At 45.1% G+C, this 16,130-nt stretch carries 13 protein-coding genes and 3 pseudogenes; 8 read left to right on the plus strand and 8 right to left on the minus strand.

From position 1 onward, the window contains the following. Positions 1–95 precede the first annotated feature (95 nt). Positions 96–2,417: a YgiQ family radical SAM protein gene (locus ACOJR9_RS10990; RefSeq protein WP_420933027.1), complete on the plus strand. Its 2,322-nt coding sequence runs from the start codon at positions 96–98 to the stop codon at positions 2,415–2,417. A gap of 171 nt (positions 2,418–2,588) precedes the next feature. Here ACOJR9_RS10990 and ACOJR9_RS10995 read toward each other — a convergent pair whose 3' ends face one another. The 3 genes from ACOJR9_RS10995 to ACOJR9_RS11005 form a co-directional block, all read right to left on the minus strand. Beyond that, on the minus strand, positions 2,589–3,110 hold the full coding sequence (locus ACOJR9_RS10995; protein ID WP_420933028.1) for a hypothetical protein: 522 nt from the start codon (positions 3,108–3,110) through the stop codon (positions 2,589–2,591). Next, a complete protein-coding gene (locus ACOJR9_RS11000) occupies positions 3,110–4,810 on the minus strand; it encodes a S41 family peptidase (RefSeq protein ID WP_420933029.1) in 1,701 nt (566 codons plus the stop codon). The genes ACOJR9_RS10995 and ACOJR9_RS11000 overlap by 1 nt, the downstream gene beginning before the upstream one ends. Before the next feature lie 264 nt (positions 4,811–5,074). Continuing rightward, positions 5,075–6,172 carry an SMP-30/gluconolactonase/LRE family protein gene (locus ACOJR9_RS11005; RefSeq protein ID WP_420933030.1) on the minus strand — a complete coding sequence of 366 codons (1,098 nt, stop codon included), beginning with the start codon at positions 6,170–6,172 and terminating at the stop codon, positions 5,075–5,077. A 411-nt stretch (positions 6,173–6,583) separates the two neighbouring features. Here ACOJR9_RS11005 and ACOJR9_RS11010 point away from each other — a divergent pair, with 411 nt between their 5' ends. The 3 genes from ACOJR9_RS11010 (at position 6,584) to yeiP (ending at position 8,627) form a co-directional block, all read left to right on the plus strand. Next, complete coding sequence (locus ACOJR9_RS11010) at positions 6,584–6,958, plus strand: DUF4149 domain-containing protein (protein ID WP_420933031.1); 375 nt, start codon at positions 6,584–6,586, stop codon at positions 6,956–6,958. Between the two features lie 12 nt (positions 6,959–6,970). Continuing rightward, entirely contained in the window at positions 6,971–7,600 is a 630-nt protein-coding gene (locus ACOJR9_RS11015) for a demethoxyubiquinone hydroxylase family protein (RefSeq protein ID WP_420933032.1), read from the plus strand. 460 nt (positions 7,601–8,060) lie between these two features. Then, positions 8,061–8,627 carry an elongation factor P-like protein YeiP gene (gene yeiP, locus ACOJR9_RS11020; protein WP_420933033.1) on the plus strand — a complete coding sequence of 189 codons (567 nt, stop codon included), beginning with the start codon at positions 8,061–8,063 and terminating at the stop codon, positions 8,625–8,627. 75 nt (positions 8,628–8,702) lie between these two features. On the opposite strand, the gene ahpF is transcribed toward yeiP, so the two are convergent. Both ahpF and ahpC read right to left on the minus strand, forming a co-directional pair. After that, positions 8,703–10,328 (minus strand): alkyl hydroperoxide reductase subunit F, encoded by a 1,626-nt coding sequence (ahpF, locus tag ACOJR9_RS11025; protein WP_420933034.1) that lies wholly within the window; start codon positions 10,326–10,328, stop codon positions 8,703–8,705. A 165-nt stretch (positions 10,329–10,493) separates the two neighbouring features. Then, on the minus strand, positions 10,494–11,057 hold the full coding sequence (gene ahpC, locus ACOJR9_RS11030) for an alkyl hydroperoxide reductase subunit C (protein ID WP_032096560.1): 564 nt from the start codon (positions 11,055–11,057) through the stop codon (positions 10,494–10,496). Positions 11,058–11,551: 494 nt separating this feature from the next. Between ahpC and ACOJR9_RS11035 the strand changes: the two genes are divergently transcribed. Beyond that, positions 11,552–12,346 carry a DUF2252 family protein gene (locus ACOJR9_RS11035; protein WP_420933035.1) on the plus strand — a complete coding sequence of 265 codons (795 nt, stop codon included), beginning with the start codon at positions 11,552–11,554 and terminating at the stop codon, positions 12,344–12,346. Between the two features lie 390 nt (positions 12,347–12,736). Here ACOJR9_RS11035 and ACOJR9_RS11040 read toward each other — a convergent pair. Beyond that, positions 12,737–12,916 (minus strand): annotated as a pseudogene (locus tag ACOJR9_RS11040) (acyl-CoA thioesterase); the annotation flags it as partial. Positions 12,917–13,144: 228 nt separating this feature from the next. Between ACOJR9_RS11040 and ACOJR9_RS11045 the strand changes: the two are divergent. Beyond that, a complete protein-coding gene (locus ACOJR9_RS11045) occupies positions 13,145–13,399 on the plus strand; it encodes a hypothetical protein (protein ID WP_420933036.1) in 255 nt (84 codons plus the stop codon). A gap of 2 nt (positions 13,400–13,401) precedes the next feature. Further along, positions 13,402–13,542, plus strand: coding sequence for a hypothetical protein (locus ACOJR9_RS11050; protein ID WP_420933037.1), 141 nt, complete (start codon positions 13,402–13,404; stop codon positions 13,540–13,542). Positions 13,543–13,576: 34 nt separating this feature from the next. On the opposite strand, the pseudogene ACOJR9_RS11055 reads toward ACOJR9_RS11050, so the two are convergent. Continuing rightward, a pseudogene (locus ACOJR9_RS11055) lies at positions 13,577–14,668 on the minus strand (ATP-binding cassette domain-containing protein); the annotation flags it as partial. Further along, a pseudogene (locus ACOJR9_RS11060) lies at positions 14,659–15,198 on the minus strand (transposase); the annotation flags it as partial. The pseudogenes ACOJR9_RS11055 and ACOJR9_RS11060, both read right to left, overlap by 10 nt. 418 nt (positions 15,199–15,616) lie before the next feature. Between ACOJR9_RS11060 and ACOJR9_RS11065 the strand changes: the two are divergent. Next, positions 15,617–15,952, plus strand: coding sequence for a hypothetical protein (locus tag ACOJR9_RS11065; RefSeq protein WP_420933038.1), 336 nt, complete (start codon positions 15,617–15,619; stop codon positions 15,950–15,952). Positions 15,953–16,130 lie beyond the last annotated feature (178 nt).

Raw genomic sequence — 16,130 nt, forward strand, 5'->3', positions numbered from 1 at the left:
AACACTGCTATGATTGCAGCCCATTTCTGAAAATTTGCCTAGGGCCAACACGCCCAAGCTTTTCAGGCAAACTCTGTTTTTTATATGTGATCATTATGCAAGCCACCATTAAAGCCGACCGCAGTCTGTTTTCTTACCCTAAATATTGGCCCCACTGCCTTGGCACAGCGCCGTTTCTTCCTATGTCAAAGGAGGAGATGGATGCATTAGGTTGGGATAGCTGCGATGTTATTTTGGTCACGGGCGACGCCTATGTAGATCACCCCAGTTTTGGAATGGCGGTTATTGGCCGCGTATTAGAAGCCCACGGTTTTCGCGTAGGCATCATTGCTCAACCAGACTGGAAGAGCAAAGACGACTTTATGAAACTTGGCAAGCCAAACCTTTATTTTGGTGTGACAGCCGGCAACATGGATTCCATGATTAACCGCTATACGTCAGACAAAAAGCTGCGTCATGACGATGCCTATACGCCGGGCAACGTAGGTGGTAAGCGTCCAGATAGAGCGGTAACGGTGTATGCACAGCGTTGTCGTGAGGCGTTTAAGGATGTACCCGTTATTGCTGGCGGTATTGAAGCCAGTTTGCGCCGCATTGCTCACTATGATTACTGGAGCGAAAAAGTCCGCCGTTCGGTATTATTCGATTCAAAAGCCGATATGCTTTTCTTTGGAAATGCGGAGCGTCCGCTGGTTGAAGTCACGCACCGTTTAGCCGCAGGTGAAAATATAGCTGACATGCGCGATATTCGCGGCACCGCTATTATCGTTAAAGAGGCATTGCCCGAGTGGCAGGGTGTAGACTCCACATCCCTTGACCGTCCTGGCAAAATAGATCCTATTCCAAGCCCCTACATTATGGAGCCGGAATGTGATTCTGAGGAAAAAAATAGCAAAAGTAGCGAAGCGCCCGACGCCGCGCCCATTGTTATTCAGCCACCTCAGAAAGAGAAAGAAAAGCGTAAGCCTTGGGAGAATGTGTACGTTAAGCTTCCTGCTTACGAGACGGTAAAAGACAACAAAACGCTTTACGCCCACACATCGCGAATTTTGCATCAAGAAACCAACCCAGGCTGCGCACGAGCGCTTATGCAGCGCCATGGCGACCGACATATTTGGATAAATCCACCAGCGATGCCTCTTGAAACTGAGGAAATGGATGCTGTGTTTGATTTACCGTATCAGCGCATACCTCACCCGGTTTATGGTGATGCGAAAATTCCAGCCTACGACATGATCCGCTTCAGCATCAATATTATGCGAGGCTGTTACGGTGGCTGTACGTTCTGTTCTATTACTGAGCATGAAGGCCGTATTATTCAAAGTCGCTCTGAAGATTCTATCATCAGAGAGATAGAGCAAATTCGCGATACTGTACCGGGGTTTACGGGCGTTATTTCTGATTTGGGCGGCCCTACAGCCAACATGTATCGCTTGCGCTGTAAAAGCCCTAAAGCGGAAGCAACCTGTCGTCGTCCCTCATGTGTGTACCCCAGTATTTGTGCCCACATGGACACCGATCATAAGCCCACTATCGATTTATATCGCCGTGCGCGTAACTTGCCAGGTATTAAGAAAGTTCTTATTGCTTCCGGCGTTCGTTACGACTTAGCCATTGAAGATCCTGAATACATTAAAGAGCTGGCGTTACACCATGTGGGTGGCTATTTAAAAATTGCTCCGGAACACACTGAAGAAGGTCCGCTTTCTAAAATGATGAAGCCTGGTATGGGCACCTACGATCGCTTTAAAGAGCTGTTCGACAAGTATTCTGAAGAAGCAGGTAAAAAGCAGTACTTAATTCCGTATTTTATTGCCTCTCATCCAGGTACTACCGACGAAGACATGCTTAGTCTTGCTATATGGCTTAAAGAAAATAAGTTTAAGCTAGATCAAGTGCAAAATTTTTACCCCTCGCCAATGGCCACAGCAACGACCATGTACCACACAGAGATAAACTCTCTTCGTAAAGTCACGAAAGACAGTGAAGAAGTGCCATCAGCAAAAGGTGAAATTCATCGCCGTCTTCACAAGGCTATGCTGCGTTATCACGATCCTAAAAACTTTGCGCAAATTCGTAAAGCGTTAGTCACTATGGGCAGAGAAGATCTTATTGGTCGCGGTCCACAGCACTTGGTGCCACCTGAAACTGCCGATGAAAAGCGTCAAAAAGCGCAACGTGGGCGCAAAGGTGAGCGCGCGTTGACCAAGCACACCGGCCTACCTCCTTCATTCCAGCGTAAAAGCAATGGCAAGACCGGTAGTAAAAGCAACACCCAAAACACCAAATCAGGAGGCCGTCAGGAGCAAAGCTCTCGTTCAAACAAGGGCGGCGCCAGTAAAGGTGGATTTAGCGGTAATCAAGCTGTCAACGTGGGCAACAAGTCAAACAGACCTAAAGCCCAGCGGTCTAGATAAGCACAGTATGAATAAGCTCGATGTAAATAAACGAAAGACAGCGCAATAAAAAAGCAGGGTTAAACATAAGTTTTAAAAACTAAAAAAGGGCCTTTTAACAATTAAAAGGCCCTTTTTGTGTATGAGGATTTATATTCCGCAGCTCACATGTCACAACTAAGACATATCGAACTATCGATTCACCGACGTACAATCGACCCCTTCAAGCAGCTTCTCTTCAGCGTTCTGTTCGTTACGAATAAAGCATTCATCACCGCGTTTTAGCAACGTGAACACAAATGCAGGGTTGCTGTGCCTGCCATTAAGAGGCAAACCTCGCTTATCCATAGCGCCCTTTCGCTCTATGCTTAAGGAAGACGACGCAGTAAACGCAGTATCTGCTAGAGTAATATCCATACCGCCAAACCACTGACCAATCGCCGATTCGATAACAGCCACGCTGTCTAACTTAGCCCCTGAGGTTGCCACAGCTTGAGATGATGTTGCAAGTAAGGCCATTTCAGGTGAATCAGCTTTTGTGGAAGCGCACCCTACTGTCGTGGTTAAAACAAGTGTTAATACACAGGCAGACGTGCGCTTTGCTTTGCCTATAAACCATAGCGCAGGTGTTTTAATGGTGTTTTCAGCCGTTGTTTCGGTATGGCTAGTACTATAACTAATACCGAGGTCTCTTTTGAGCTTTATAGATGCCATTAATTGTCGTCTCGAAGAATAGGCTCGTTAATTTTATTATGCAGTATCAACTCATCTCGCTGGGTATGAGGTGGCTTTATTGCTAGGGACGACTCGCTCGCAGTAGTTTGACCACTTGCTTGGCTGTCAGATGGCGCATTAGGTTGTGGCCCATTTATTGAAGATGCCGACGTTGAAGATGCAGTACTTGCTGGGCATGCGCCAGACTCTGCGTATTGTATTGCCGCTGACAGCATACCTTCACTGGCATCGCCAAGTAGTTTGGTGAAGTCATCTTGCACATCGCAACCTGGTAACTCAAAGTCAAAGTTGGGCGTTGAGCTAGGCATAAAGCCATCGGCGAAATCACCAAACCCTTTATTATTCACACCTTGGAATTGAATAGTGAAATAGGTGGTTCCGCAGTTATCTGTTGGATAAAACCCATAAGGCTTCCCGCACGTGGGTGTACCTATCTGTACCACTTCTACATCCACACCGCGCAATGAGTTAATCACCGCTTCACTGGCAGAACAGGTAGAGCCGGTCGTAATGACATAAACTGTAGTTAGCGATAAATTAGGAAGTAAGGTATTTGTGAGCACACCCGCATTGTAATCTATTTCTGTTGAGTAAAACGGTGTGGGGCTAATAGTAGAGCCGGTTACTGGGTTTCTTGTTGGATACTTATCGTTAAACTGTAACGTCTCAAAAATAGCACCGTTGGTTTGATTTGGGCCCGCCACCATGTACGAAAGCTGAGATGCTAAGGCAAGTAGCCCACCACCGTTATATCGAAGATCGATAACAAGCTCGGTAACGTTGTCATTCACAAATTGGTCAAATGCGTTTATTAGTGAGCCTTGCGCTGTACGAATAAAGGAATTGAACTGAAAATACCCCATTTTGCCCGCACTGGTCTCAAGTACAGTGACGTTTTGAACCGGCGATACTTCTATATTAGCAGAGGTAACGCTCACCGATAGCTCGCTACCGTCCACAAGCTGAAAAGTCAGGTTGGTGGTGTTGCCACTTTCACTCGGAAATAGCCCCGCGTTGATAACATCTACCTCGGCTCGAGTATTAGCATTGACAAAATCTACGCCGTCGATGGTTTTCAGCGACGCACCACGGGGAACACCTGAGCTCGCTGCGGGTGAGTTAGGCTCGGTATACTGCACAATGAGCTCTCTAGGCGCAGTCAAGCTAACGAACTCCCACTCAAAACCGTAACCGGATGACACCCCAGTTTGCGTTAACGTGTTGTATTCCTCGGTAGCGCGGGAGAAATGAAAATTGTCTTTAGGTGTGCCGCTGGGCGTGAGCTCCGTAGTTTTGAGCTGTGCAAAGTACTCTGAGATTGAAAAGCTGGCTGGGTCGTTGTCGTCAACTTCGTCGTACCACAGGTAAGTGTCGTTGGTCCATGAACGCATCCACAGCTTTTCATCCATTGCAGTGCCCGCTTCATCAGGATAGGGATTACCTGAAAATGGATCGATACCGCTTCTTGGCGATTCACATTGGTTGATAAAATTTTCTTCCGGCTCGTAAACGCCTGCTTGCCAATCAGGGGCGTTTGGCGCTTCTGATACAGGAGGAGGAGCGACACTCGATTCAGGTGTGGTGGTTGAAGAACCACTACCACCGCACGCGGTGACAGATGAAATCACAAGAGCAGCAATCGTTAGCTCTCTAAATGATGAAAAATTGCTTACTTTCATACAAATATTCCTTTTCGCAACCAGTGGAGTAAACATTGCTTTCTGCGTAAACCCTGCTTTCTGCGTAGACGTAGCTCTGCGTAAAGTGGCTCTCTGATCACAGCACGGTGAATAAATTCTCAGCTCTACGTTGATAATGCCACACACATCCGCAATTTAACATTTATCTAATTTAAAATTTTGTAAACAAACGCTAATAAAATGATGAGAATACAGCGAGAATATTACTGGAATATTATTAGGACATTGATCGTTTAAAATCAGTTACTCACTGTCTTTAAATGGCATTTCTGCACTAGGTATAAAGCCTATAGAAGACTCTGTTAAACTTGAGATATAAAGCCCGTCCGCCGTTTGAAGTGCACCGGTGGTAAACGCATAGTCCCCGTCGGCGGATTGAAGGCTTTGTAGTACCTCACCTGTTGAGCTCACTTTTATTACGTGCCCGAGGGCCTCTGCACTTGGACTTAACGCGGCTGGCAAGCGCATTACGGCCTTTCGTAAGAAAGGGCTGGCGGATAGTTTATCAATCATGCTGTTGCGTGGTGCGGCAAAGCCCAGCCAATAATTCCCGTTCTTGGTGGTACTAATATTATCTGGAAACCCTGGTAGGTTATCCATAAACACAGTTACCCTGCCTTTATTAGCGCCTTTTAACCAATAGCGTAATACACGGTATTTTCCCGTTTCATTCACAAGCACACTATCGCCGTTGTTACTTATGGCGACTCCATTGGCAAAAATGAGTGCATCCATTATCACAGTTGAAATCCCAGTAACGGGGTTATATTCGATAAGCCTCCCATTTCCACTGTGCTCCATTATCTCAAGCATACTGGCCTTCAGCGTTCCGCCGTATTCTTGAGCAGCAAACTTCGATGTCGCATCAGTAAAGTAGACTATTCCATTATCGGCAATATCAACATCGTCGGCGAAAACAATCGATGTATCCTTGCCACCATCTTCTACTCTATCGACCAATACGCTAACTGTGCCAGCGGCATCAATTTTAAGTAGGCCTCGGTGTGCATCAGCAACTAGTAAGTTGTCGTCGCTATCGTACTCTAACCCAAGAGGACGCCCTTCCGTGTTAACCCAAACCTTAAATTGGGTATCACTGGGACGCTTTCTAAGAATATTTCCAGAATGACTCGATACAGCAATGATACCGCTTGCACTTAATGCAAGGTCCTCGGGGCCATAATCATTAGCCATTGATATATGTCGAAGCGCCTTTAATTTTTCATTTTGCTTGAAGCTTCCATCTAGGCCATTATCTATTGGCGCTTGCCAGGATGCGGGTGAAATGGGTACTGGCCAAAAAGAGAAATAGGCCGCGCAAATACAGAGAAGAAAAAGCATTTTTATAAAGGAGCGAAAAAAGAATCGAAAAATGGCAGTGCCCACGGTGCAGTCTCATGTTGTTTGTGTTAATTAGTCTCAATTAACATACCAACTCAATTTCAAAATAGACTCTTTATTTTAGTTATATTAGGCCATGCGCCACTGAGCCGTGCTGTATCACATCATATTGTGCTAGGTCATATGATTCTTGGCCATACTGCGATTTGCAGGTCGTTTTTTCAGCAACTCTTTCTTGCATGGCAAGGCAAATGGTTAAATGTCTAGCGTATGCACCTAGTTTTAGGTTTGCTTTCTTTTTATAAAATTACAATTCGTTAAGTATCAATCTTTTACTGTAGCCACAGCGGTATTAACTACTCATTTATTACGAGTGCTGTGTTTATGGTTCTTCTATTATGCGGGTGTCTTGTGGTTATCGTTGGCGGCATGGTGACTTTCCAAGCTCTATTTGCGCCATTGATTTTTATAAAACTCCCAAGCGACGTCGCCCGGCCTTTTATTCGCACCTTTTTTCCCTTTTATTATTTGTATTTTGGCGCACTGAGTTTACTTGCTACCGCTTCTGCAATTATGAGTAACCATTGGCAGGTAGCCTGGCTGGTAGCGCCTGTCACACTCGGCTTCATTATTAGCCGTCAGATACTTATGCCGCTGGCAAATCACGCCACCGATAACCAACAGGAAAAGAAATTCCAAATATACCACCGCGTTACCGTGTTAATTAATACGGTACAGCTGGTTGCACTATGTGTGGCTTTCTATGAGTTGTTGGCTCTCTGTTAACGAGGAAAAGTGATGTCGATAAGAAGCAAAGTGATGACCGACAATTCGATAAGTATTGTGGACAAAGAGTTACGAGCTAGTCACGCCGGCGAGACCGGGGCAGTTTGGATTTACCGCGGCGCCCTTACCGCCGATTTCTTAGTCAGTATAGTGACAGGCCTTTGGGCTAAGTTAAGCTCGCCAATACAAAGTCGAAAGCAAAAGGAAGAGCAAAAAAGAAACCATAGCGTGTCTTCGTTTGCTTCTGAGCATCTGGTTACTGAAAAGAATCATCTCGATATATTTGAAAACCACATGCCGCCATTTCGAGGTAGCTATATGCTACTGCTTTGGATGGTTGCGGGCTTTATAACAGGTTTTCTTCCGAGGGTTTTGGGGCGCAACTGGTTTTTTTATACCATCTACTGCGTTGAATATTTTGTTGATGAGCACTACGAAGCGCAGTGCAGGCTACTTGAGAGCGTTGAAACTGCGCCCTTTGACGTGCTAGAGAAATGTAGGCAGTGTCAGTTGGATGAGCAAAGTCACCGAGACGAAGCGTACAATGCAATGACCACTCCCCCAACGCATGCCATGAAATTATGGGGTAAAATGGTGGGTAAAGGCTCGGCAATCGCTGTTGTCGTAGCAAAGAAAATCTAGAGCTCGACAGCGCAAATAGATAGCGATTGAGTTAGTGGGCTTTTAAGTAGGAATGTACAAGGTGGAAAGTGTAGGTAGGAAAGCATAAGTGGGAAAAAAGACAAGAGAAAGGCCGCCACGACAATGCGACAACTGCAAGGTGGAAGCAGACGTTCAGTATCGCGTTAGTTATAAGGGTGAGTGGCATATTATCTGTAAGCCTTGCCAGCTAGAGGCATCTGATTGTGTTGATTATATTTACGGCGGCACGTGGAAACGTAACAAGCGTAATTAGCACAGCACGGGTACGGTTCACCTAACCAGCATCGCCCTCAATATGAACGACAATTTCTTTAAACCATCATTTTTAGCGACAACTTTAGCTACAATCCACTTCCGCATTGGTGCAAAATAGCGGAAGATAGCGGGGAAACTTAACATGGTTAAGCGTAGATAGAGCCATTAATAACAGGGTAATACCATGCCAAAGGCAAGTGAAATTAAAAAAAATCACACCATCGTTTACGGTGGAAAAACGTGTATTGTAAGAGATATTGACCGTTCAGTACCTCAGGGCCGCGCTGGCGGAAGCATATATCGTATGCGTATGTACGATGTCGTCAGCGGCGCTAAATTCGACGAAACATTTAAAGACTCAGACATGTTAGAGATGGCTGATTTAGTGCGCCGTCCCGTAATGTTTTCGTACATTGACGGCGATGACTATGTGTTTCTCGATAATGAAGATTACACGCCTTATCACCTAAACAAAGAAAGTATTGCTGATGAAGCGTTATTCATTAATGAAAAGACTGAGTCTATTCAGGTGTTAATTGTGAGTGATGTGCCTGTTGCCCTAGATTTACCCATGAGCGTAGAGCTAGAAGTGGTTGAAACCGACCCGTCAATTAAAGGCGCTTCAGCAACCTCGCGCACCAAGCCAGCTACTTTATCTACTGGCCTAGTGGTGCAAGTTCCTGAATACATTAGCACTGGCGAATGGATCAAGGTGAACACTGAGGAACGCAAGTTCCAAAGCCGCGCGTAAATTCAACTAAACCGCGCCCATTAAAAAACCGGATAAGCAGGCTTATCCGGTTTTTTAGTTGTAACCAGTATGAAGCTACGCAGCGGCTGTTTCTTTATTACCCTTTGCTTCGCTTTTCTTTTCACTGGTCTCCTCGATTTCTGCGACTTCATGGCTAAGCAAGTATTCAAAAGCGGCTAACGACGCTTTAGCCCCCTCGCCCATCGAGATTACGATTTGCTTGTAAGGCACTGTTGTCACATCGCCGGCAGCGAATATGCCAGGCTCGGAAGTATGACATTTACCGTCAATAACAACTTCGCCGTACTGAGTAAGCTCTACGGTATCTTTCATAAATTGGCTATTTGGTACCAGACCAATTTGAACAAACACACCGGCTAACGCTTTTGTGTGCACTTCATTAGTAGTGCGATCTTGGTACTCGATTGCGTTCACTTTACCATTTTCAGCTAAAATCTGACGCGTTGCCGCATTCTTAATAATGGTAATGTTGTCACGCTTGTTTGCTTGATCAATCAATACTTGGTCTGCTTTTAATTCAGGCATAAATTCAAAAACAGTCACCGATTTCACAATACCGGCTAAATCCAAGGCCGCCTCAATACCTGAGTTACCACCACCAATGACTGCAACGTCTTTTCCTTTAAAGAAAGGGCCGTCGCAGTGTGGGCAGTATGCTACGCCGTTACCTACGTTCTCTCTCTCACCAGGCACACCTAGTTCTCTCCAACGAGCGCCGGTGGCAACAATAAGGCTACGAGTACGAATTTGCTCGCCAGAAGAAAGCGTAATCGTTTTGATATTGCCTTTTTCGATGTTATCAACACGCACATGCTCTTTAAGCGTAATGTCATAGTCGCGCACGTGTTCCATCAAGTTACCTACCAGCTCTGGGCCTGTGGTTTTCGACACCGAAATTAAATTCTCAATGCCCATGGTGTCTTTAACTTGGCCGCCAAATGTTTCTGCGATAACTGATACCTTTAAGCCTTTACGAGCGCTGTAGATAGCAGATGCCACACCAGCTGGACCACCGCCAATAACGGTAACGTCTTGTAACGGCATTGACTCGCCTTTGTTGGCGTCTTTTAAACTTGGATCTTGCTCAATAAGCTTATTAATAAGCACAGCAGCATCTACTTTACCGTTAGCGAATAGTTCGCCGTTTAAGTAAACGCTTGGTACGCCCTGAATGTCACGTTCTTCAATAACGTTCTGATACAAACCGCCGTCTATCATCTCAGACGTAATATTCGGATTGATTAACGCAAACTGATTCAACGCTTGAACCACTTCTGGGCAGTTATGGCAGCTTAGGCTGATGAACACTTCAAAGTTAAGTGGTTCGCTCACTGCTTTTACTATAGACGCTACGCTGTCATCTAGCTTTAATTCGGTTCCTGAAGCGTGCAGCATGGCTAAAATCAGTGAGTTAAACTCATGACCGCCCGGAATACCTGAGAATCTGATCCCCGTATCCTCGCCATCAGCTTCTAATAAAAAGCTGATAGAACTGCGAAGTACGCCGTTGGTGTCACGTTCTTCGACGCTAAGTTTATCGCTTATACCTGCAATGTCGGACAGAAAGCCAACAAGCTCTTCACGCTTGCTGTGTTCACCGGTCTGTACGACAAAGGTTACGTCTTTTTGCATTTTCTCGGTATAACCCTTCAATGCTTGTAAAATTTCTTTAGTTAACACGGTTATCCTGCCTTATTTTCGACATGCCGATCCCCGCCAACCATTTTGTTGGTTAACTTGTAAGCGGAAACTGGAAAGTTAAATAAAAATTGAATAAAGGGAGCGAGAATTCACTCCCTATCAACTAGTTGCGTTTCGGTAAAAACGCGCTAGTTATGTCAGTACTTAGATTTTACCAACTAGGTCTAATGAAGGTGCTAGTGTTGCTTCGCCTTCTTTCCATTTCGCTGGGCAAACTTCACCTGGGTTGTTGGCAACGTACTGAGCAGCTTTAATTTTACGTACTAGGTCATCTGCGTCACGGCCAATACCTTCAGAAGTAATCTCCATTGCTTGAACGATACCTTCTGGGTCGACAACAAACGTTGCACGGTCAGCTAGACCCATTGTTTCACGCATACAATCGAAGTTGCGTGTGATTTCGCCAGTTGGGTCGCCAATCATTGCAAATTTGATCTTATTGATTGTGTCTGAAGAATCGTGCCATGCTTTGTGAGTGAAGTGCGTGTCAGTAGATACTGAGAATACTTCTACGCCACGAGACTGTAGCTCTTCGTACTTATCAGCGATGTCACCAAGCTCAGTTGGGCATACAAATGTGAAATCAGCTGGGTAAAATACGAATACTGACCATTTGCCTTTAATGTCTTCATTACTTACGTCAATAAATTCGCCATCTTTAAACGCTGTTGCTTTAAAAGGCTTAATAGCAGTATTGATCATTGCCATGTTGAAATTCTCCGTTCTGGTTTTATGAAAGAATGATGTTAAATTAGATCCGTAAGCCAGTAGCATACGAGAGTAATCTTTACGTTTTTTATGACCACTTGGTTTTGCAATTTTTGTTTCGCGAAATTCAAGTGCCCTTCAACTTGATGCAAAGCATAACGCGCTAATTTATAAAACACTAATTGGTAAATGTGAATCGTCTAATCAAGTTATTGAATCGAACGATTAAAACTTATCAAATATGATTAAAAACAACGCGATATAACACCGGAGTAGTCTAATGTGAAACTCGCGACTTGCCCAAGACATTGCCAGAATTGATGGTTCGACACCGTCAAGGTCTATTGGGAAACATATAAAAATGGCTTCAAGCCCTTTTGTTTTCTTCCGCGGTTCTGCCACAGCTATTTTACTCCGATGTGTATAATGGGGTCATATCCCTGCCAGACAACCTTAATGCCATTCCTCTGACAAGTATTGTGGGTGATTGCCACTTGTCTAATTTTGGGTTTCTGACCGAAAAGGGCTCACACGGCGATACCGTCATTTTTACATCCAATGATTTTGACGATGCCTGCGTTGGCAGAGCACACTGGGACATAATCCGGTTGCTAACGATAGAAGATAACAGCGGTTCGCAGTTCCCAGATGCTATCAGCTTCTTCCCCAACTTTAGCTACGCAAACACTATTCGAATTGGCGACACAGTGTCTGCATCAGGCCCGCTGAATTTCAGTTTTGGAACTTACCGTATCAACCCTACGGAAGTCATTTCGGTTACCTCTATCCGTGAAGACACGCCAGTGATAAGCGAGGGCATTCTGTCAGTGGCTACCTTCAACGTTCTGAACTATTTCAATGGTGATGTAGATGAAAACGGTGAACTGACGTTCGACTACGACAATAATCGCGGCGCTGAAAGTGAAGCGGCTTTGGCACTTCAAGAAGGTCGTATAGTAGAAGCCATTGTTGATTTAAATGCTGACGTGGTCGGTCTAATGGAAATTGAGAACAACGGTTTTGGCGATGATAGTACTATTCAATCATTACTTAATGCCATTAATGCCCAGCTTGGCGAAGCAGAACAATACGCGTTTATCAGTACTGCTGATAACACGCAAATTGGCACTGAAGCAATTACTGTTGGGCTGATGTATCGCGGTACAGTAGTAACGCCACAAGGTGATGCGGTAATAGTGGCGATGCTTGAACAGCAAATATCGGAAGATAGTTTAGCAGACGCGGTTGATGGTACACACTGGAACATCAACTCTTTTGAAGCGTACTAGCTTCAATATAACCAAGCACTGCGATTTTACCCAGATGAAGAGGGTTATGCGTTTACTGATATTGGTCCGTTTAGAAGCTCTGATCACGACCCGTTTATTGCTATCTTCAATTTTGTCGACGACGATCCAGTTGCGCTTCCGGCACTCAATGAGGACGAAGATAGTTCTGGTGGTTCACTTGGAGGAATTCTAACATTGCTTGCTGCAATGGTTGGCTTTCGCCGCTATTCTCGCGTGGATACCAATAAGGCGCGACTATGCCCTTATTGCTGATATCAAGTTTGATACTCCGAATATCGATATCATTCGTTTCAGATTGTATGCCAACACATGCAAACCACACGCTCTATCGCTCAACCAGTATCTGACAATTTTCTGAACTTTTGACTTTAGTTTGTAACTCGCCAGAATCAATGGCCAGCTTTGCAGATCAAGCTCTGGGCTGAACACCCGAAAAATTGGCTATCTGGCAGCTTCAAACCAGCCAACTAAAGCGGTGTTACTCACATGGGCAAGTGCGTCTGTTTCATAAAAACGCACATCAAACGACGTTTGTAGCGGTGTACTCATGAAAGTGTTTATTGTTATTTATCCGGTTTATTACAGTAGCACGGTGCGAAGTGACATCACAAAGAGGGATGGTTTACTATTTAACAAGGAGAGGAGTTGTCAATTACCGATGTTTGCTGTTGCGCTAAATCTAGATTGGTGTTCAGTATAAAAAGTAACGCACGCCTCTTATCATAAGACGGTTGAAAGCCAAACATAAACAGTAAAACTAATCAAGAAGGAACAAGTATGAGTATCAAGGAACGCAGTGATTTTGCATCTCTCCAAAAAGAAGACATCGAGCGAGTTTCTGGTGGGATAAGTCAAAGCACTCAGATCGGTGCTCAAATGGGCTTTATGACAATAGGGTTTGGAATGACAGCGGCAGGACTCGCTTTAACGCCGTTAGGTGCAGGATTACTGATCGGCACCAGTGTTTGTCTCACCGCCTCATTTTTTGCAGAACATTGGGCAGAACATTGGGCAGAACATTGGGCAGAATAAGTATGCCACTGTTTGATAAAGCAGATAAGTTAGACCTCACACAGCCACAAACCAAAACGGCCTTTTTCGCGGGTGTACTCGTCGGTGGTGGACTTGCTTTCGCAGCAATCGGCGTTTTTGAAATGGTGATGTCATTTTTGTGATAAGTGAACAGCCCGCATTGGTGGCCTGATTGGTTTACAGCATCGGCTTTAAAAAGTGGCCGGTATGTGACTGTTTGCTATTGGCAATGGTATCAGATGTTCCCTCAGCAATGATTTCACCGCCACCTGACCCGCCTTCCGAATTTAGATCTACAATCCAGTCAGCGGTTTTTATCACGTCAAGTTTGTGCTCGATTACCACAACCGTGTTGCCATGGTCGCGCAGTCGGTGCAGCATGGCGAGTAATTGTTTGATGTCGTGAAAGTGCAACCCGGTGGTCGGTTCATCTAAGATGTACAGGGTTTTGCCGGTGTCGCGTTTAGACAGTTCTTTTGCCAGTTTCACCCGCTGCGCTTCACCGCCCGACAAGGTGGTGGCCGTCTGGCCGAGTCTGATGTACGACAGGCCGACATCAATTAACGTTTGCAGCTTTCTCGCAATGGCAGGGATAGGGTCGAAGAAGTCGCGCGCGTCTTCAACGATCATTTCCAGCACTTCGTGGATATTTTTGTCTTTGTACTTCACTTTCAGTGTTTCGCGGTTGTAGCGCTTACCTTTTACGTTAAAGCTAAAGCGCCCAGGTTTATATCCGCGGCTGCGCGCTTCTTGCGTGCCCGTAAACAGTTCACGAATAGGTATAAAGATACCGGCATAGGTGGCCGAGTTTGAGCGTGGGGGACGACCAATGGGGCTTTGGTCTATATCCACCACTTTATCAAGCAACTCAAGCCCACTCATCGTCTTGTAAGGTGCTGGCTCTGACGTAGTCGCCTTGTTTAATTCGCGATGTGCGATGCAGTAAAACGTGTCGTTGATTAGGGTTGACTTACCCGAACCTGACACACAGGTAACGCAGGTCAAAACGCCAACCGGAATGCGCAACTCGACCGATTTCAGGTTATTGCCTGTAGCACCTTCTAATACCAGCCACTTATCGTCAACGGGTGCACAAAGCTTGGCTGGCACCTCGATTTTTTCTCTGCCAGAAAGATATTTTCCGGTAAGTGATTGTTCACTATTAAGTATGACTTTAAGCGAAACCTGAGCGATAATTTGACCGCCGTGGACACCCGCGCGAGGGCCAAAGTCGACAATATAGTCGGCTTCGCGAATGGCGTCTTCATTGCAGATATGAGACCGCTAACGCCCATGATATTCATCATTCTTTTGAAGTTGTATGCCAAGACCTGCAAACTTACCTCTGTTTTTACATGTTTTAATGTTCTTGTCAGTTGTTGTTGCGTTCCTGCCCATTGCTTTATTGTGCCAAAGGGATGCTCGACGGTTTGATGCCTCAATGTCATTGCGTTTGGCATGTTTTTATAAGCTTGTGCAACGCGTTCAACATGCTCCTCATTATCGAGTCTTCGGATCCGTCTTACTGCTGGTGATGTTGTGCACCGCGATTTCATAGTACAACCTTTGCAGGTCATGACCGACATGTAAGCGCGTAGCGGTTTTCCTTTGTCAGTTGAAACAAAGCTAAACGGGATATCTTTGCCAGCAGGACATTCATAAACGTCTTTTTCTTTGTTATAGACAAAGTCTTCTTTGGTAAACAGTCCTTTTTTTCGATTAGCCGAAGTACGGATCTTCGGAACAATTGCAGTAACGCCTGCCTCATGAACAGTCTTAAAGCTCGTGCTGTCGTCATATTTTAGGTAGCTTCGCAATTCATTCAACCGTTCTTGAGCTTCAATTGGCTGACACAAAATGTATTCTTCAACATTTTTGGGCTTCACTGTGCTTTTCCTTAAATTATCATAGGTAGGTGTGTTGATGACGGTTTGCTCGCTGTTTGTGACTAAAAGAGCATCCTTATTTTTTCATAAACGCATTTTTGAGGCATAAATAATTCGCTTGCCTTAGTATTGTAGAATAAAACCAGCAGCACTGAATCGACAGACCCTCCTAATGCCATTGTAAAATCAGTGTTGTGAGGGCTGCAACAATGCCGTACTGTGTCAACGCCGACTCGCAGCGATAACGTACCATTTTGTAATCACACACAGGGACGTCAACGTAACCCATATCATCCTTATGTCTTAGCAGAATTGTTTGTCGGAACTCTCTGTGTTGTTTATAGTCATAGTCGGCATGAGCAAAAAAGAGAGCGAGGGAGTTATGCAGGGTAAAAATAAGTACGCGAACGTCAAAGTACTAATGGGGCTAGGCACCGCTTTGGTCGCGCTCGCAGGGTGTGCCAATTCAGATTCGTCGGCTTATGTCGGTGCACTGGACAGAGCAACGTGTATTCGTCTGTTGGCGTACGGGGTTGACTGCCAAAACGAGAACTACCTTGTTAGCGATGCCCGAGCGCATGCTGAGTTTTTCCAACAAGAGCTGCCCATTCACCAGCGTCAGGATGTTATTAACGGCGAAATTGAAGCTACCCAGCGAAATAAATAGGCGGTGTGCAGACATTTTTTAAGGATAAGAAGAATAAACGCTATAGGCAAGACAAAGTAACAGCTGTATTTAAGTCGGGCTTTTACATATATCGAATGAGTGTCCTGAAAATAGCGCTAATTAAGTAGTCGTTAAGACAAGCAGGTAACCTGGCCTTTAGTACTAAAATTTGAAATCA

The organism is Alteromonas ulvae, assembly GCF_048987005.1.
GTDB lineage: Bacteria > Pseudomonadota > Gammaproteobacteria > Enterobacterales > Alteromonadaceae > Alteromonas.